Genomic DNA, 15571 nt, shown 5'->3' with positions numbered 1-15571 from the left:
CTACTAAAAGCTAAGCAAAGGATGAAAATAGCCGTCTTATTTAGTAAAAAGACGGCCATTTGTTCGGATAAGTTTATTTCTTGAGCAATATGCCGATAATGACACAATAGATTTTGAGATGTTGCTTATTGATCAGCATGATTGTTGTCAAATTGATACCAATTAATTTTTGTGGAAACACGCATCAGGATTGCCAAAATAATAAAGATTCCGATCGTTCCCGCGATGAGTGAGTAATCTCTAAGTTGCATGAGTACATAGATGAATAAATAGAACGTACCCAAAATAGACCCGAGTAAAAGTGCAGATTTAAGATCTTTTGTAATCGCTTTTATAAAACTTGCAATGAGCATTACGGTCGCGATTGCTGCGATTAAATACGCGAGATTAAATCCGATATGTTCTGATAATGCTAATAATAGTGTATAAAAGAGTACCATGGCTGCTCCAATTAGTACATATTGGATGATATGGATTCTTTTTTTTCTTGATGATTTCGGTGAATAGGAGCGAAGTAAATGTTAAAAGGATGATCAAAATACCGTATTTAGCAACCCGTGTCGTTTTTTGATAGTTATTGATATCTGGCAGAAAATTGATAGTGATCATATCCGAATTGACCAACATGTCACTAGGTACGTTTGTATCAGATGCAGCAGGGGCAGTGGGCTGGGGCGACTCAACTTCATCTGTCAGGTTGGCCCTGTTTTTTTCGAAAAGATAGATTGGATAAATATCTCCTGACCATTGTTGGGGCAGCTTGCGGCTAAAAGAAGGGATCTCCCAAGATGCTGAAAAATTGGCGTTGTCGACTGATCGCTTAGTTGGTAAGAATGCACCGACAAAACTCGGATTAGCCCAATTCCCTTTTGCGGAAATATTTGTTTGATCACCGAGTGGGACAAAATTTAATGATTTTGAACCTTTTAGGTCCAGTGTGATTTTGAAAAGGCTCTCGCTTTGGGGATTGATTGAAATTGGGCAGACCAAATTTTGATTGAATAGTTTGAGGTTGTTGAAATCAGGATCGAAAGCTGACTCTAGACCATTCCATTTGAGAACAGGGCGTTTACCTAAACCCTTAAAATCTTGTATACCAAATACTAATCGACTTCCTTTCCAATCAATCTTTTCAATTGGGATTTCCAGCTTTGTTAGATCGATTTTATTAAAGCTACCTTCGATCGAGATATGACTGTTATATACCACAGTATTATAGATCCCTCTGGAAAGATGCTGCGGGCTGATGTCTGTGCTGATATTCGAGCTTTGGGGCAGAATAAATATCCACTTTGTTTGTTTGTATGCTAATGTTACTGAGTTTTTACTTTTTTCAGCGGGCTTCTGAATAATTTCGCTGTAGGGGATTGCTACGACGGGACCGGAGATGACCTGCTCTTGGCCCCAATTAAGCGCAATACCTTCGGATACGCTTTGCTCGCGAGTTTTACGTTCTTCAATTAGATCGCTGATCAATGTCAGTGGTATGAGCAATAGTAGTGAAAGAAATAAGATGACAAATAATTTTAGGACAGTTGAGTTGCTAATTTTGTCAAAAAGCGAATACTGTTCTGCTGCAAATGAGCTTTGGGGTGTATTTTGGTTTTCCATGATTTCATTTGTTTAAATCAACCTGAATATTTTTACTGTATAATGCAATTTGGAGTTCGGTAAGCTGATAATGAAGTATCTCTTTGAATTCAATATGGTGGAATCTTTGTAGGGATCGGCCTTTCTGGAAGGTTTTCTTGTAATATTTAAAATGTTCTGGAAACAGGATGCCACCAATCGCGATCATTCCCATTAAGTATAGACTGACTTTTCCGTTACCCAACAGAAGATATTGCATGGCAATTTCATCTTGAATTTCAGTTCCCGTTCCCGTTATAATATGGAAGACATCGTGATTTTCCAATTTCGGCATGACATCAAATCCCTTGCTTGCATAAAAGAGACCCAAACTATGGCCAATGCTCCCAATTGGGTAGGTTAAAAATTCCTCTTTGCTAATTCCCCATGCTTTTTGTTCCATTTGAAAATATCTGCATACACTTTGGAAGACCAGTTGTAGAGATGGAGCATGAGTTTTAATCGAATTCCTTTCATGTTTTATTGTTTTAAAAGTACTTTGAATTTCAAAGTGTTTGGGTAAAAAATTATTTATATTGTTGTTTTATTAAATTTTCTAATGCAATAAGGTGGTTTTCAAATGCTTTTAAACCTTTTGTTGTCCTTTTATATTTGGTATTGGGTTTCCGGTCAACAAAACTTTTCTCCACGACAATATACTCTTCCTTCTCCAGGGTCTTGAGGTTGGAGGCTAGATTTCCATCAGTTACTTCCAATACTTCTTTGAACGAATTGAAGTCATATTCTTCATTCACTGCAAGAATGCTCATAATTTGTAAGCGGACTCTATTTTCGAATATTTTGTCATATAAAGAAAGATCTAATTTCACGATTCGTACTTTTTGTAAACGATAAAACCATAGATGATATGTAACACACCAAATCCTAATCCCCATAACATCAGTCCGTGGTCTGGAAGACATACTGCCATTAAACCTAAGCATATTTCTAGTATGCCTAACCATTTTACTTCTGTGAAGGTATAAATGCTGCCAGCAGCTAAAGCCAAGCCATAGAAAATAAGCAGTATTCCAGCAATCAAATGATAATGACCTTGAGAAAGTAGGACTAACGCTAAAACTCCTCCAGTTATCAAAGGGATTGAAACTGCAAATAAAAGAGATTTGCTGGTAATGTTCCAAATCGACTGCTTATTTTTTTAGCTTTCTTTCGAGCCATTAACCATCCTGTCACTAATGAGAGCGCCAGAATCAATAGAGCAACTATTAAAAAGAGTGTAGGAATAGTCAGACCAGAGGCGAACCGATTGATCACAGCTTCGGGACTTGCTATCGCATAGTAGCCAAGTAAAGTTCCTAATAACGCATAGCAGCCGATAAGAACACCTGACAAACCGCTTATCGAAACAAATTTGGAGGATTTCTCCATCAATAATCTGATCTCTCCAAGCTCTTTAAATAAATCTTTTTGTTCCATAAAAGTACTTTGATATTCAAAGTAAATGAATAATAATGAATTATGCAAGAGGTAGAAAGAATATTGAAAAAAATAAAAAAAAGAGTGGAAAATACTTGCAAGATATAGGTTTGGTTTCTATCTTTGTGGCATCAAAAGAAATCCTAATGCGGAAGTGGCGTAATTGGTAGCCGCACCAGACTTAGGATCTGGCGCCGCAAGGCGTGGGGTTCGAGTCCCTTCTTCCGCACTTGATGTCCTCCCGAACTTAAAACCTCGGGAGGATTTTTTTATGAATGCGATATAGCTAAAAAGAGTATGAATATTTCACACGAGAATGTAGATGCAATCAATGCGGTAATCAACGTCGCATTAGCACCTGAAGATTATAATCCTCAAGTCGACAAAGAGATTAAAGCGCAAGCTAAAAAGGCAAAATTACCAGGTTTCCGTCCAGGTCAGGTTCCAGTGGGACATATCAGACGTACTTATGGTAAATCTATTTTATTTGATGAGATCAATAAATTGGTGAACGATAGAATCACGAATTACATTTCAGAGAACAAATTAGAAGTATTAGGTCAGCCACTTCCTTTGGAAGATGATGCACAATATAGCTGGGATTATAAAGACAATTTCAATTTTAAATATGAGATTGGTTTAGCTCCTGCTTTTGAATTGCCTTTTACTGCTGAGACTGAGTTTGCTGTTTACGATATCAAAGCTGATCAAGAGACTTTGGCAGATCGTATCAAAAACTTACGTCGTAGTTATGGAAAGATGACTAATCCAGAAGTATCAGAAGAAGGTGATGTATTGTATGCTACCTTGAAACAAGATAAAGAGGAAGGTCTTGAGAAAACAACTTCGATCCGTACGGATATCGTTGAAGATGCAAAATCAAGAAATCTTTAGTAGGTCTTAAAAAGACGATGCTGTTAAAATCGATGTTAAGAAAGCTTTCAAAACAGAAGATTTAGCACGTATCTTAGGTATCACTGAAGAAGAAGCTACAGCTTTGGATGTAACAAAATTCGAATTGACTGTTAAAAACATCAACCGTTTAGAAGAAGCTGATCTTAACCAAGAATTTTTCGATAAATTGTTTGCAGAAGGTGAAGTAACTGAAGAAGCTCAATTTACTGAAAAAGTAAAAGAAGAAGTAGAAAACTTGTTCAAGCAGAACTCAGATCAAAAATTACGTAACGATATGTATACTTTTGGTATGGACAAAGTTGACGTAAAATTCCCTGAAGAGTTTTTGAAAAGATGGTTGAAAGCGACTAACCCTAGTATTTCTGAAGAAGAGCTTAACGAAGGATTTGCTGATTTCTTGAACAACTTGAAATGGACAATCATCGAAAACCGTGTCGTTACTGAAAACGGTCTTGAAGTTAAATATGATGAGGTAATCAATTTAGCGAAAGAACGTATCTACGCACAAATCAAAATGTACAATATCAATGAAGAGCCTTCTGATGAGCAATTGAATCAGTTTGCAATTCAATTGTTACAAGACAGAGAGCAAGGTAACCGTTTGTTCGAAGAAGCTAAAGCTTTGAAAGTATTTGATCACTTAAAAGGTTTGGTTAAATTGAACAGTAGTGATATTGAATTTAAAGAATTCGAAAAATTAGCGTAAGCGGTTTTTAACATTATTATAAGAAGGCCTTCCAAATATCTTGAAGGCTTTTTTATGCCTTCAATGAAGTCTCCTTTATACTGTTGGTCGTTTTGATTTATAGAAGCGATCTAGATATATCCCTTGCTCTGATCTTACCATTTGATAGTTATTGATTCATTCAGTTTTTTGATTGTGATGGGATAACTGGACTAGCTTTTACTATTATTTTAGCAGCCTATTATTAGTTGGGCTGGCTTTTCTTTACATCTGTTTGGGTTGGAATAAAGAAATTATTCTTTTTCCCAATGGAAATAGCCTTTTCAGAAATTCAGAGAAGGTGTTAAACTCCTGCCGATATAATAATCCAAAGGCGCTGATATATTCCCATCGTTTGGACTAAGAAGAAAGTTTCTTGTGTTTAGGCGGTTGGAAGCTCTAAGTACAAGGCGACCATCTTTGCGCAAATAAAACATAGCTTCAGCATCCGTTGAAACACGATCTGAGAATACATTCAAATCTGTTAACGCCTGACTCCTGCGATCCGAAATACCGCCTGTGAGAACTAGCCTGTCATTAAATAAACGAAGGGACGCAGAGGCGTCATTCAGTGATTTAATATTGATATCAAAGAAATTGATATTGAGTGATTGTGCGATGATATTATTGATTTGATTAAAAGCAATTTCGGTGCCCGCTGATAGTAATGTATTGTTGACTTCTTTCCCAAAATCACTTTGTGTTCCGGGGTGAAGCTACGTCTCACAATTAAACTGAGCGCTTGCTGGTTGACATTATTGGCATCAGAGAAATACCCTTGCAGCTCGTCCTTCACGCCCGGGTTCTGTGGGAAATTGATGTCAAATGTAATATCGGGTTGACTCAATTGACCTTTTAAAATCATGTCCGCTTGCGCCAGTACACGCTCAGGGTTTTCCTCTCTTCCCGCAGCATTGTACAGTGGAGCTAAGCTGGTTCTCTGTTGGTATATTGCGTTGATATTGATATTGGCTTCAGTCGGATTGCCAGCCCATCGTACAGTTCCACCCTCCTTTAAGTCAAATATTTTGTTGATATAATCCTGTGCGGTGAAATTAAACTTACCACTGTTTACGATGAAATCACCGAACATTTCAAAATCTCCCAGTGAAGATATTCGCATATTCAGGTTACTATTTCCTTTGCCCGATAGTTCCCCATACTTGAAAAAAAAGGTTGATTTCAGCATTTGGTGTGATCAGTAGATCCATATTCATCGTCAAACCATTAAAATCCCGTTTCTTTTGATTTTTCTTGATTTTGGTAGAGTCTTTTTCTATAAAGTAGATGAAATCACTATCGGAAATTGTACTTGCGCTATTAAAAGGTATATTGATGACTGTGTTTTCTTCTGATTTAGCACGTATATTGATATTCATTGCTGATGTCAATCCCTTAAACTGGAAGGTTCCGGAAGCATAAGCGGTGCCATAGTAAGTATTGTTATCTTTTATTGTTGTATTCAATACCATGAAATTCTTTGCCTCGGCTGTCACATCTATATCCGGGTCACTTAATTTGTTAAGATCAACAATGCCGTCGATTGTCGCTATATTGTTTTTTTGATCGTATATTTTGAGACCAGTAAGGAAAATTCTATTGTTGGTCACATTGATTTCTTCGGAAAGACGATAGGGGTTTTGAGGTAATTGATAACCATCGAAGCATTGTCAAGCTTTCCCGATCCACTAATTTTTGGATTTAGGATATCACCTTCTATGTCAAGGTCTGCATTTATCTTACCTTTAATGTTGGAAACTAGACTTCGCAGAAACGGTTGAAAAACAAATACATCTGTATTAACCAACGTTGCTTTAAGGTTGAGTTTGTTATTTTCACTTAGGTGGTTGTAGGAACCTCTTAACTGAATTAATTTATCACCTTCTTCTATTTTACTATCTAGTTTTACCAATTGGTTTTCAGGGTCATAATTAGCACTAAGTGCTAATGCTCCTATTGGGATATTGTTGTAAAGGATGGGGATGTCTTGATGTTGGCAACGATAAATGGAGACTTAAAAACAGAATTAACCTCAATCTTTCCATTTAAATTTCCTAACAAATTGATACCGTGTGGTTTTGTGATACCATTGAGCGAACTGAGATTAAAATCCTCGAATCTTAAATTGATTTGATCTGAAACGTCATTTGATAATATGCCATCAATATGCACTTTCTGCTCAGCATGACTCAATGTGAGTTTTTCAAAATACCATTTGCCTTTTGAAATTTTTAATTGTGCATCATTGTTGACAAGCCACTGTTCTTTGTTGATAAGTATATTGGATGGGTAAAAATTGATGAAAGCTGGTTTTGCATGGGCAAAACGGATAACGCCATTGAGATCTAAGCTATTGCTAGCTTCCAGTTCTGACATTTTTATGTTGAACTGTAGACTGTCATTGACTAAGGTGTTTGAGATATTTACATTCTTGATGTAAGTGCTATCCGTAAAATTGATCTGGTCTATGGAAGTCTGTAGTTCCATATTTTTAAGATTGGCATTTTGGTCAATAATCAAATGGGTGAGACGTATGCCATTGTATTTAAATTCAGGTGCATAAAAATTAAAATTTGCGGTCTGCTTTTCGCTGGCAAATTTTGCATTCAATGTTGCTCCACTATCCAGGGCGATGTCTTTTCTAAAGAAGGTTGCAATAGGTCTGAAAGATTTTATATTGATATTGAGGTCAAAATCCTGACGGTTAAAGTCATTCTTTTCAAATCCAATTGCAGGGGCGTAACGCATCGCTAATGCCTTAAAATAGGGACAATCGTGTTTAGATCAATTCTTCCTTTGAGGTCTATATGGCCAATAGCGGACTGCAGTGTTAACGACCGCGCTTGATCTCCCTCTGCGAGGAAATTGATGTTTTTGATCACAAACTTTCCCTTGGAGGAAGTAAAACTTACACTATCGGATTTAAATTCCCCGGTAATATTATTGATGTTATCCCCAATTAAGCTCGTATGTAATTTGGTGTCTACAATATTAATTGAGTCCCCTTGAAAGAAATTGAGCTTTTTAAATTTGCCTGTTGTATATCCGCATCCAAGTGATAGTTAGGCTGGGCGGACCAGTCTATATCTGTCGTAAACTGTAACCTAAGATGTGGGTCATGTATTGTTCCCGAACCGAGAAATAATTGTTTGTCTATATCGCCTTTAACCTGAATCTGTTGATAGGTATATTGTTTAAAACTGAAATTAGTTAGATTACCTGCTATATTAAGTTTTAAATACTTGGGATCGGTACCTGTTCCATCGAGCTGTAGATCGAAGCCAGAACTGCCTAAATCTTTTAATTTGGTAGCTTTACCAAGATCAAATTTTTTAGACTGAAATTTGCCGGCATATTTTATTTCTTTTCGTAGGTCTAGTGCTCCATCAGCTTCTACATTACCAATGTCAGTAGCGAAGGCACCAATGGTTTTAAACTTATTGTACTTTCCAAGTAAGCTGCCTTTGAATGTGAATTTATTGAAAAGTGTGACAATCTCAGGAAGTTTGAAGTTTTTTAAATTACCGAGTTCACTAATAATATTTTTGAGATCACTATGTTCAGAGGAAATAAAAACATGGGGAACAATAAAATCTGTCTTGTCTATATCAGGTAGGCCTATAATTTTTAGGTCGCCCGCTAATTTGGTGTTTTTTCCAATGGTCAGATCTACTTGTGAGGCATTGATGGCTGCTACAGTGCCCTTCAGGTTCGATTTTTTGATCTTTACATCAAACTTGACCTGGTGCATTGGGGATGAAAAGAGGGCAATATCTTCGGAGTGTATGCGCGAATCGCGTGCACGTATCTCGACATTGACTTTATGGATAAAGTCTGAAAAATCTGAGAAATTATTGTAGCTTAATTTTATGTAATTTTTGACGGTGGAACGATTGGTTGTGAGCATGAGATCTGTCAGTTCAATGCTTTTGTTACTTACTGAAGCATGGGCGAGGAGTCCCTTAATAACCAATCCTTTTTTTTCATTAAGATTGAAACCTTTGATGTCCGCTGAGATACGATTGGAGTCAATTTTAATATTACTAAAGTGTGCATTTAATTTTGATATGCCTAAATCGCCAAAATCAACAACTTTATTATAGTGTTTTTGCCTGTGGTTAACATAGTTGAATGAGTTGTTGTTGATAATAAGTTCTTTAATATCAAAGATTATTTTTTTGAACTTTTCTTTTTCTCTTTCTTTGGCGGGTTGAAATATCGGATTAAAAATGAGATATTGCTGCTATCCTTAAATTGTTCGAAATTGCTTTCCGTATTTTCAATCTTCAACTTATTAATGACAACCCTGTTCAATTCTATGAGTTGGGATAGATTTACAATTGCCTCTATTTTTTCGGATTTTATGATTTTTTGACCTTCTGGGGTATAAATTTCGAAGCCCTCTATCACAACTGATTTAAAGGGTTTAAAATAAATACTTTTTAAACTGATTTTAGTGTCCAGCTCCTTGGATAAATACTTGATGGTCTTTTGTGCAACAAAATTTTGTACAGGTTTCAGCTGTAGCGATAATGCCAATGCAAGCAGTATAATGAATATACTACCCAGGACTATTGACATTATTTTTATTATTTTTTTGATACTTTTGTATTCTAATTTATAACTCCAGCTATGGCTATTATTTTAGGGATTGAATCCTCTTGTGATGAAACCTCCGCTTCTATTTGTATTAACGGTGAAATTCATTCAAATGTTATTGCTACTCAAGCAATCCACGCAAAATATGGTGGAGTTGTTCCCGAGTTAGCCTCACGTGCCCATCAACAAAATATTATTCCTACGGTGGACGAAGCCATTCGTCAAGCAAAAATAAGCAAAAATCAAATAGATGCAGTGAGTTTTACGCGCGGACCTGGATTATTAGGTGCTCTTTTGGTCGGAACTTCTTTTGCAAAATCATTTGCACTTGCTCAGAATATTCCATTAATAGATATAAATCATATGCAGGCGCATATTTTGGCCCATTTTATTGAAGAACCGAAACCGAGTTTTCCTTTTTATGCCTAACTGTTTCAGGTGGGCATACACAAATTGTCCTGGTAAAAGATTACTTCGAAATGGAATTATTGGGTGAAACTCTGGACGATGCTGCAGGGGAAGCCTTTGATAAGACGGCTAAGATCCTCAATCTGCCTTACCCCGGTGGACCGCTTATTGATAAATATGCAAGTCAGGGTAATTCCAATATGTACAAATTACCAGAACCTCAAATTCCTGGACTTAATTTTAGCTTTTCGGGGTTAAAGACAGCAATACTCTACCTTGTTCAAGATCAGTTAAAACAGAATCCTGATTTCTTGACCGAAAATATCGCAGATCTCTGTGCTAGTGTGCAATCCCGTATTGTCTCTATCTTATTAAATAAATTGAAGAAAGCCGCAAAGCAAACGGGTGTGAAAGATATCGCGATTGCGGGCGGTGTTTCTGCTAATTCTGGACTAAGAAAGGGATTGATTGAAATGGGGAGCAATACCATTGGAATGTCTTTATTCCTAAATTCGAATATTGTACAGATAATGCAGCGATGATCGCCATTGCTGGATATCATAAATATTTAAAAGGGGACTTTGTTGGTCAGGATGTAGCTCCGATGGCGAGAATGCAATTATAAAATATTATTAAAGAACGTTTCCCTAATTATATAACTAGGGAAACGATAATTTCCTTATAAAGGAGAACTGTAACCGTAGGCTTGTGCTGCTGAAGTAAACTTATCTTTTTTAGGTTGATAGAAGTTCAATTCATAACCTTCTGCTCCCCAAAAATGCTAACAAAACTAATTCCTGCTTCCGAACGTAGTACAGTGAGAACCTGGAATGCTTCATTATCAAATTGACCACCATCGTCGACTCGCCAAGTACTAATATCATCGTAGGTGGCCGGAAAATCCAAATTAATTAATTGGTCTTCTTTGATATAAGAAAAAACTGCTAATGCTGAATCTTGTTGGTTTTCAAAGACTGTGAGATTGAATTCAGCTTGATCTTTCAGGACCGCAACTGTAGTACTTTTGTTTATTTTCCTTTTATATTTTTTTTTCCAGTATTTCCTTTATCTCTGGAGTTGTCTCACGCTGAACCTTTGTAAAAGGTTCTATTTTGTATTGACTCAAGAAAGCTTGATTGACCAACATTCCAAAATCACCGGATTTAATTTCGTTCTTTATCGTGAACAATGAGCCTTCGCTATTGGCAAAGTTTTGTGCTGTCTGCCTTCCATTGCTTTCCTTATTGTCCGTTTTATTCTGTATAAATCCCAATGGGCTAACTTGATTTTCTATAATGACATAGTTGTATTTTTCGGGACTCTCCATGGCCTGATCCATTGGAAGGGCAATTAATGAATCTTTTGCTGATTCAAAAGCCAAAATAAGGTGAAATTAATTGCTCTTTATTTTCACTCTTAACCGGAGGTTTGGATTGATTTTGACTGTTTTCACAACCGTATAATGTAAGTAGAAGAATAGCTAAAAAAGTGATTTCATAAGAGTGTGTAAAATTTTTATGAAATATAAGGCTTTCGCGCATCATAATGAAAAGATTTAAACTTTAATGTTATGATGAACTCAAAATTGAATATCTATCGCAAGGAATGGCTGGATGTTATCTTTGCAGGTCGCAACAAGATGTATGGTGCATATGAATTGCGGAATTTGTCAAATAAAGCAACAAATGTGGGGCTCGCTATTGTTGTTTCCTTTGCTTTCCTTTTGATCGTGGGTTCTTACGGGTATAATAAATATTTTAAGAAAGCCATGCCAATAACAACTACTACGATTGTGGATTTTCCTAATGATTTGGAAGAACTCCAGAAAGAGGTCGAGAAAAAGAGGAGGTTAAAGAAGAACCTATTCTAATGCAGGAAAAAGCACCACAGCAGATCGCACAGGATGTTTCGAAGTTTGATTTGGTGCGTCTGCCGGAGCCTAAGATTACGAAGGCAAAAGAAGTAACTGAGGATGTTGCTACACAGGATGAACTGAGTAAACCAAATACAATGACCGCGCGTATTACATTAAAAGCAAATGCCGCTGGAACGCATATTGCAAGAGGTGAATTTGGCCCCTCTAAGAAAGATGGTGGTATTACAGGCCATACAGTGGGACCGGAGTCGGAGGGAGGTACTGATAGCGACGCAGGTACAGTGTTTCGGGCGGTTGAGGTAATGCCACGTCCGGAAGGGGAATGCCTGCTTTCATGAAATGGGTGTCGGAAAACTATAATTTTCCGCAATCCGCTTTGGATCAAGGCGTGTCTGGGGTTATCGAAGTGTCTTTCGTAGTGGAGCGAGATGGATCTTTGACTGATATTGTGGTAAAACGGGATATGAATTTTGGAACTGGTGAAGCCGCAATTAATTTATTAAAAAAGGCAAAAAAATGGAAAGCTGGTGTTCAGAATGGACGTACTGTGCGGGTGGCTTATACCTTGCCTATCCGTTTAAGCGCGGCATCTCAATAAAACCGATCTTAACTTTATTTAACAGATGAGGTTTTAAACTTTTGATGGTCAATAATACTCTTATAGATAAATAGGTTGGAAAGTCAATCTATTAAAATTGAAAGATTGTTGATTTAAAAAAGAGAGATGAAAAAATTGATGTTAAGTTTGGCGTTATCCGGATTAATGTTAACAGGTTTCGCGCAGGAGAAAAAGGATCTTAAATCAGATACCAAAGAAATGACGGCTCCCTTGCACAAGCGTTCAAAGGATAAAAAGCACGATGGCTTAAAAATAAAAATCCTGAGGAGTTGGCTAAGATCAAAACAGATCGCATGGACCAAAAGTTGAAGTTTACAGATCAACAGCGCAAAGAGGTATATGCATTTCATTTGAAGCAAGCGCAGGATCATAAAAAAATTGCAGCGGAGCGCAAATTGTATCGTGAAAAGATGAGAAAACAACGTGCTGCGGATCATGAAAAAATGATGGGATTATTGACTCCAGAACAGCAAAAGACATTAAAAGATTCTTACGCAGAGAACCATAAAATGCACAAAGAAAATTGGAAAAAACATCGACAAATGCGAAGGGGTGATTTTAAGAAAGGCGAGGGTGAAAAGGCAGTTGATGCTGAGGCAAAAACAACTTAAGGTTAAAAGAAAGAGTAGTTTTCATATTAATAATTGGTGAGTGTTAGTTGAAAAGGGGATCATTGATCCCCTTTTTTTTTTTATAGTGTGCACATATCCGATGTGCTGTTTTTGACCCGTTGTTTTAGCGAATAAACCGTCGTGTAATTGAGTTTGTATCAAAAAGCTTCGTCACCAAATAGCTTAAACCAAAACTTAGAAGGGCAATTGACAGAATTTTTAGGGAAGCGGGAAGATAATCAATATTCAGAAACGTATCTGTCATCGCCTGTACAATAACAAAATGACATAAATAAATGCCAAATGTGGCTCCTGCTATATTTTTTATCCACTTGGATTCGCGAATATTTAATTTTTGCACGATGAGAAATATTGCGACAGTCATCATTGCGACATTGATATTACAGAAATACCAAACAATCTCCAAATTTGCGTAATTTCCTGGATAATGTTTTTGGGTTAGCAGGAAGCCTGAAAAGGTAATGATAAAGCCTATTACAAAAAGTGGAATTGCAATTGAAATAGTCTTAGTCAGGGACCATTGAAAAGGGTATTTTACCAGATAGTACGCTAATATGATATAACCTAGGAAACCTGAGAAATAATAGAATGTGCCAAATTCATTCCAATTGCAGACTCCCCATAGTCCCATTTGTCCATAATTGCCCGTGTAACCCAAAGTTGGGGCAATCATTTTGATGTAAGGTGCTAGAAGTGTAATTCCCAAAAGCCGAGAAAATATTGAATATCTTTTTACTGGCTTGATTTAGCCAGCTTCCGATAATTGGAATGATAAGATATAAACCGATTAACATATACATGTACCATAAAGGTGTTGTATCATAATTGAAGTTAAAGACTGCAGTATAGATTTTTGTTAAGGTTGCCTGTGCCGTAAAATTATTCATATCTATCAAAGCACTCAAACTGCTCTTAATAAAGTTCAGATAGATAAAAAAAAGTGAGCGGTAAGACGATTGACCAAAATAATAAAGGAACAAGTATTCGACCTATTCTCTTTTTGTAGAAAGTAGCCACATCGGTTTGTACGGGAAATAGTAGTATACCCGACATCATTGCAAATAGCGGTACACAGGCACGAACAATGCTACCCCAAAATACGCCTTGATGAAATGTGCTGCTATTGTCAAATGTACCAACAAAGGCGTCGCAGCTGTGTGATATTAAGACCATAAAGCAAGCTAAAATGCGGAGAAAATCTATCCAAGGAAGATACGTTTTTATATTTTTTGAAGTCATTAACAGTAGGTTTGGAGCGAAACTAATAAAAAAAAGTGGCATTAGTTTGATAAGCTAATGCCACTTTTTGTTATTCTTTGTTTTTCTGCTGCTCTTTCCATTGTTTGGAAAAGGATTTTTCCGCTAGCTTGGGTAATTCCGTTGATCGCCCCATGTTTTTTAAAAAACTTCCGAAGGAAGAAGTTCTTGAATTTCCCACCAAAGAAATCAATCAATTTTCGACGTTGTATTCCGTATGTAAACCAACTCCAGACTTTTTGTTCTGTTTTAGTGGATAACCCCTGCTCTACGGAGTCTTTTCTGTTGACAAGAAGCATACGTTGAATATCGATGCCTACAGGGCACACTTCTGTACATTTACCGCAAAGGGTAGATGCATAGCTTAAGTGCTTAAACTCCTTCATCCCATTTAAATGGGGAGAAATGAGAGATCCGATTGGTCCTTGATAGGTTGTTTCATACGTATGCCCGCCTATATTTTGATAAATAGGACATACATTTAAGCAAGCTCCACAGCGAATACAATATAGGCCCTGGCGTTGTTCTTTTTGAGCAAGGAGATTACTACGTCCATTGTCAAGCAGGATAACATACATTTCTTCAGGTCCATCAGACTCGTAAGGCTGTTTTGGTCCTGTGAGTAATGTGTTGTAGACTGTTAAGTTTTGACCTGTACCATGTGTGGATAAAAGTGGCCAAAATACTTCCAGATCTTGTAGTGTGGGAATGATCTTCTCAATGCCCACAACAGCAATATGTGTTTTTGGAAAAGTAGAAGTCAGACGTGCATTTCCTTCGTTTTCTGTAATTGCTATACTCCCAGTTTCAGCAACTAAGAAATTAGCTCCGGTAATACCGACTTCTGCTGCTAAATATTTGTCTCTTAATAATTCGCGCGCCTTTAGTGTTAATTGTTCAGCAGATGCATCCAGGGGTGTGTCAAATTTTTCATGAAAGAGCTTAGCGATATCTTCCAAGCTTAAATGCATAGCAGGAGTGACAAAGTGGTAGGGTTTCTGGTCTAGCAGCTGAATAATATATTCTCCAAGATCAGTCTCGATGGCTTCTATGTTTTTGGATTCCAGAAAATGATTTAATTCAATTTCTTCGGTAGCCATAGATTTAGATTTTACAATCGATCGTGTTCTTTTTCGTTCGATGATTTTATAAATCTCCTCCCGCGCCTCATCGGCATCATTAGCCCAGATTACTTTTCCACCACGTGCAGTAAAATTTGCCTCAAATTGTAATAGATATCGATCGAGGTTTTCCATTACTTTCCATTTGATCAAATTTGCTTTTATTTTGGAGTTTTCGAGATTTGCAAATTTGCTTTTCCCCTTTTCGAAAGCAATACTGTATTTGTCGATATTGTAATTTATAATATCGCGATGTTTGGTGTCAAATGCTTTCTGTGCACTTTCTTTTAAAAACGTATTTGCCGTACTCTCTGACATCTAATCTGCTGATTTTTCACAAAAAAAGTTGGTCGT

24 protein-coding genes, 1 tRNA gene and 2 pseudogenes are annotated in these 15571 nt (G+C 36.9%); 9 read left to right on the top strand and 18 right to left on the bottom strand.

All coding sequences use genetic code 11. The features are described 5' to 3' along the window. Positions 1–125: 125 nt before the first annotated feature. From KUH03_RS10480 to KUH03_RS10455, 6 genes are all read right to left on the bottom strand, one after another. Positions 126–440, bottom strand: coding sequence for a cell envelope integrity protein CreD (locus tag KUH03_RS10480; protein ID WP_257093129.1), 315 nt, complete (start codon positions 438–440; stop codon positions 126–128). Beyond that, positions 388–1611, bottom strand: coding sequence for a cell envelope integrity protein CreD (gene creD, locus KUH03_RS10475; RefSeq protein ID WP_257093127.1), 1224 nt, complete (start codon positions 1609–1611; stop codon positions 388–390). Before creD ends, KUH03_RS10480 begins: the two co-directional genes overlap by 53 nt. Before the next feature lie 4 nt (positions 1612–1615). Further along, positions 1616–2032, bottom strand: coding sequence for a Coq4 family protein (locus KUH03_RS10470; protein WP_257093125.1), 417 nt, complete (start codon positions 2030–2032; stop codon positions 1616–1618). Between the two features lie 124 nt (positions 2033–2156). Next, positions 2157–2459 (bottom strand): transcriptional regulator, encoded by a 303-nt coding sequence (locus KUH03_RS10465; protein ID WP_257093123.1) that lies wholly within the window; start codon positions 2457–2459, stop codon positions 2157–2159. Further along, positions 2456–2725: a hypothetical protein gene (locus KUH03_RS10460; protein ID WP_257093122.1), complete on the bottom strand. Its 270-nt coding sequence runs from the start codon at positions 2723–2725 to the stop codon at positions 2456–2458. The genes KUH03_RS10465 and KUH03_RS10460 overlap by 4 nt, the downstream gene beginning before the upstream one ends. Next, on the bottom strand, positions 2722–3066 hold the full coding sequence (locus KUH03_RS10455; RefSeq protein WP_257093121.1) for a hypothetical protein: 345 nt from the start codon (positions 3064–3066) through the stop codon (positions 2722–2724). Before KUH03_RS10455 ends, KUH03_RS10460 begins: the two co-directional genes overlap by 4 nt. 148 nt (positions 3067–3214) lie before the next feature. Between KUH03_RS10455 and KUH03_RS10450 the strand changes: the two genes are divergently transcribed. The 3 genes from KUH03_RS10450 to KUH03_RS45705 all read left to right on the top strand — a co-directional run bounded on the left by KUH03_RS10450 (position 3215) and on the right by KUH03_RS45705 (position 4687). Then, positions 3215–3295, top strand: a tRNA-Leu gene (locus tag KUH03_RS10450). Between the two features lie 68 nt (positions 3296–3363). Then, positions 3364–3960 (top strand): trigger factor family protein, encoded by a 597-nt coding sequence (locus tag KUH03_RS45710; protein ID WP_306429538.1) that lies wholly within the window; start codon positions 3364–3366, stop codon positions 3958–3960. 103 nt (positions 3961–4063) lie between these two features. Then, positions 4064–4687, top strand: a complete 624-nt coding sequence (locus tag KUH03_RS45705) for a hypothetical protein (RefSeq protein WP_306429537.1) — start codon at positions 4064–4066, stop codon at positions 4685–4687. 586 nt (positions 4688–5273) lie between these two features. Here KUH03_RS45705 and KUH03_RS10440 read toward each other — a convergent pair. The 6 genes from KUH03_RS10440 to KUH03_RS10415 all read right to left on the bottom strand — a co-directional run bounded on the left by KUH03_RS10440 (position 5274) and on the right by KUH03_RS10415 (position 9286). Next, positions 5274–5798: a translocation/assembly module TamB domain-containing protein gene (locus tag KUH03_RS10440; protein ID WP_373564688.1), complete on the bottom strand. Its 525-nt coding sequence runs from the start codon at positions 5796–5798 to the stop codon at positions 5274–5276. 40 nt (positions 5799–5838) lie between these two features. Beyond that, on the bottom strand, positions 5839–6315 hold the full coding sequence (locus KUH03_RS10435) for a translocation/assembly module TamB (RefSeq protein ID WP_257093117.1): 477 nt from the start codon (positions 6313–6315) through the stop codon (positions 5839–5841). Further along, entirely contained in the window at positions 6312–6617 is a 306-nt protein-coding gene (locus KUH03_RS10430) for a hypothetical protein (protein ID WP_257093115.1), read from the bottom strand. Before KUH03_RS10430 ends, KUH03_RS10435 begins: the two co-directional genes overlap by 4 nt. A gap of 41 nt (positions 6618–6658) precedes the next feature. Next, a complete protein-coding gene (locus KUH03_RS10425) occupies positions 6659–7453 on the bottom strand; it encodes a hypothetical protein (RefSeq protein WP_257093114.1) in 795 nt (264 codons plus the stop codon). A gap of 235 nt (positions 7454–7688) precedes the next feature. Beyond that, positions 7689–8678, bottom strand: a complete 990-nt coding sequence (locus KUH03_RS10420; RefSeq protein ID WP_257093112.1) for a hypothetical protein — start codon at positions 8676–8678, stop codon at positions 7689–7691. Positions 8679–8875: 197 nt separating this feature from the next. After that, positions 8876–9286: a hypothetical protein gene (locus tag KUH03_RS10415; protein ID WP_257093110.1), complete on the bottom strand. Its 411-nt coding sequence runs from the start codon at positions 9284–9286 to the stop codon at positions 8876–8878. Positions 9287–9337: 51 nt separating this feature from the next. Here KUH03_RS10415 and tsaD point away from each other — a divergent pair. Continuing rightward, a pseudogene (gene tsaD, locus KUH03_RS10410) lies at positions 9338–10337 on the top strand (tRNA (adenosine(37)-N6)-threonylcarbamoyltransferase complex transferase subunit TsaD). Positions 10338–10462: 125 nt separating this feature from the next. On the opposite strand, the gene KUH03_RS10405 reads toward tsaD, so the two are convergent. After that, on the bottom strand, positions 10463–10618 hold the full coding sequence (locus KUH03_RS10405) for a hypothetical protein (protein ID WP_257093108.1): 156 nt from the start codon (positions 10616–10618) through the stop codon (positions 10463–10465). A 133-nt stretch (positions 10619–10751) separates the two neighbouring features. Then, complete coding sequence (locus tag KUH03_RS10400; protein ID WP_257093106.1) at positions 10752–11093, bottom strand: hypothetical protein; 342 nt, start codon at positions 11091–11093, stop codon at positions 10752–10754. Positions 11094–11282: 189 nt separating this feature from the next. Here KUH03_RS10400 and KUH03_RS10395 point away from each other — a divergent pair, with 189 nt between their 5' ends. The 5 genes from KUH03_RS10395 to KUH03_RS10375 all read left to right on the top strand — a co-directional run bounded on the left by KUH03_RS10395 (position 11283) and on the right by KUH03_RS10375 (position 12818). Further along, on the top strand, positions 11283–11582 hold the full coding sequence (locus KUH03_RS10395; protein ID WP_257093104.1) for a hypothetical protein: 300 nt from the start codon (positions 11283–11285) through the stop codon (positions 11580–11582). Next, positions 11582–11926, top strand: coding sequence for a hypothetical protein (locus KUH03_RS10390; RefSeq protein ID WP_257093102.1), 345 nt, complete (start codon positions 11582–11584; stop codon positions 11924–11926). Before KUH03_RS10395 ends, KUH03_RS10390 begins: the two co-directional genes overlap by 1 nt. Continuing rightward, positions 11911–12186, top strand: coding sequence for an energy transducer TonB (locus tag KUH03_RS10385; RefSeq protein WP_257093100.1), 276 nt, complete (start codon positions 11911–11913; stop codon positions 12184–12186). Before KUH03_RS10390 ends, KUH03_RS10385 begins: the two co-directional genes overlap by 16 nt. A gap of 126 nt (positions 12187–12312) precedes the next feature. Continuing rightward, positions 12313–12516, top strand: a complete 204-nt coding sequence (locus KUH03_RS10380) for a hypothetical protein (RefSeq protein ID WP_257093099.1) — start codon at positions 12313–12315, stop codon at positions 12514–12516. Further along, entirely contained in the window at positions 12477–12818 is a 342-nt protein-coding gene (locus KUH03_RS10375; protein WP_257093097.1) for a hypothetical protein, read from the top strand. The genes KUH03_RS10380 and KUH03_RS10375 overlap by 40 nt, the downstream gene beginning before the upstream one ends. A gap of 124 nt (positions 12819–12942) precedes the next feature. Here KUH03_RS10375 and KUH03_RS10370 read toward each other — a convergent pair whose 3' ends face one another. The 4 genes and pseudogenes from KUH03_RS10370 to KUH03_RS10360 form a co-directional block, all read right to left on the bottom strand. Continuing rightward, positions 12943–13470 carry an acyltransferase gene (locus KUH03_RS10370; RefSeq protein ID WP_373564687.1) on the bottom strand — a complete coding sequence of 176 codons (528 nt, stop codon included), beginning with the start codon at positions 13468–13470 and terminating at the stop codon, positions 12943–12945. Then, positions 13439–13744: a hypothetical protein gene (locus KUH03_RS10365; protein WP_257098117.1), complete on the bottom strand. Its 306-nt coding sequence runs from the start codon at positions 13742–13744 to the stop codon at positions 13439–13441. The genes KUH03_RS10370 and KUH03_RS10365 overlap by 32 nt, the downstream gene beginning before the upstream one ends. A gap of 7 nt (positions 13745–13751) precedes the next feature. Then, positions 13752–14078 carry an acyltransferase gene (locus KUH03_RS48470; RefSeq protein WP_373564686.1) on the bottom strand — a complete coding sequence of 109 codons (327 nt, stop codon included), beginning with the start codon at positions 14076–14078 and terminating at the stop codon, positions 13752–13754. A 70-nt stretch (positions 14079–14148) separates the two neighbouring features. Next, positions 14149–15535: pseudogene (locus KUH03_RS10360) on the bottom strand (LutB/LldF family L-lactate oxidation iron-sulfur protein). Positions 15536–15571: the final 36 nt, after the last annotated feature.

The sequence above is a fragment of the Sphingobacterium sp. E70 genome (assembly GCF_019285695.1).
Classification (GTDB): Bacteria; Bacteroidota; Bacteroidia; order Sphingobacteriales; family Sphingobacteriaceae; genus Sphingobacterium; species Sphingobacterium detergens.
This window is presented reverse-complemented; position numbering and strand designations above follow the sequence as displayed.

What these genes read in the sequence shown, in the direction of transcription:
- KUH03_RS10480 (WP_257093129.1), bottom strand. Translation starts at nt 440, where the DNA reads ATGGTACTCTTTTATACACTATTATTAGCATTATCAGAACATATCGGA.
- creD (WP_257093127.1), bottom strand. Translation starts at nt 1,611, where the DNA reads ATGGAAAACCAAAATACACCCCAAAGCTCATTTGCAGCAGAACAGTAT.
- KUH03_RS10470 (WP_257093125.1), bottom strand. Translation starts at nt 2,032, where the DNA reads ATGGAACAAAAAGCATGGGGAATTAGCAAAGAGGAATTTTTAACCTAC.
- KUH03_RS10455 (WP_257093121.1), bottom strand. Translation starts at nt 3,066, where the DNA reads ATGGAACAAAAAGATTTATTTAAAGAGCTTGGAGAGATCAGATTATTG.
- KUH03_RS45710 (WP_306429538.1), top strand. Translation starts at nt 3,364, where the DNA reads ATGAATATTTCACACGAGAATGTAGATGCAATCAATGCGGTAATCAAC.
- KUH03_RS10440 (WP_373564688.1), bottom strand. Translation starts at nt 5,798, where the DNA reads ATGTTCGGTGATTTCATCGTAAACAGTGGTAAGTTTAATTTCACCGCA.
- KUH03_RS10425 (WP_257093114.1), bottom strand. Translation starts at nt 7,453, where the DNA reads ATGCGTTACGCCCCTGCAATTGGATTTGAAAAGAATGACTTTAACCGT.
- KUH03_RS10415 (WP_257093110.1), bottom strand. Translation starts at nt 9,286, where the DNA reads ATGTCAATAGTCCTGGGTAGTATATTCATTATACTGCTTGCATTGGCA.
- KUH03_RS10395 (WP_257093104.1), top strand. Translation starts at nt 11,283, where the DNA reads ATGATGAACTCAAAATTGAATATCTATCGCAAGGAATGGCTGGATGTT.
- KUH03_RS10390 (WP_257093102.1), top strand. Translation starts at nt 11,582, where the DNA reads ATGCAGGAAAAAGCACCACAGCAGATCGCACAGGATGTTTCGAAGTTT.
- KUH03_RS10385 (WP_257093100.1), top strand. Translation starts at nt 11,911, where the DNA reads ATGCCTGCTTTCATGAAATGGGTGTCGGAAAACTATAATTTTCCGCAA.
- KUH03_RS10380 (WP_257093099.1), top strand. Translation starts at nt 12,313, where the DNA reads ATGAAAAAATTGATGTTAAGTTTGGCGTTATCCGGATTAATGTTAACA.
- KUH03_RS10370 (WP_373564687.1), bottom strand. Translation starts at nt 13,470, where the DNA reads ATGGGACTATGGGGAGTCTGCAATTGGAATGAATTTGGCACATTCTAT.
- KUH03_RS48470 (WP_373564686.1), bottom strand. Translation starts at nt 14,078, where the DNA reads ATGACTTCAAAAAATATAAAAACGTATCTTCCTTGGATAGATTTTCTC.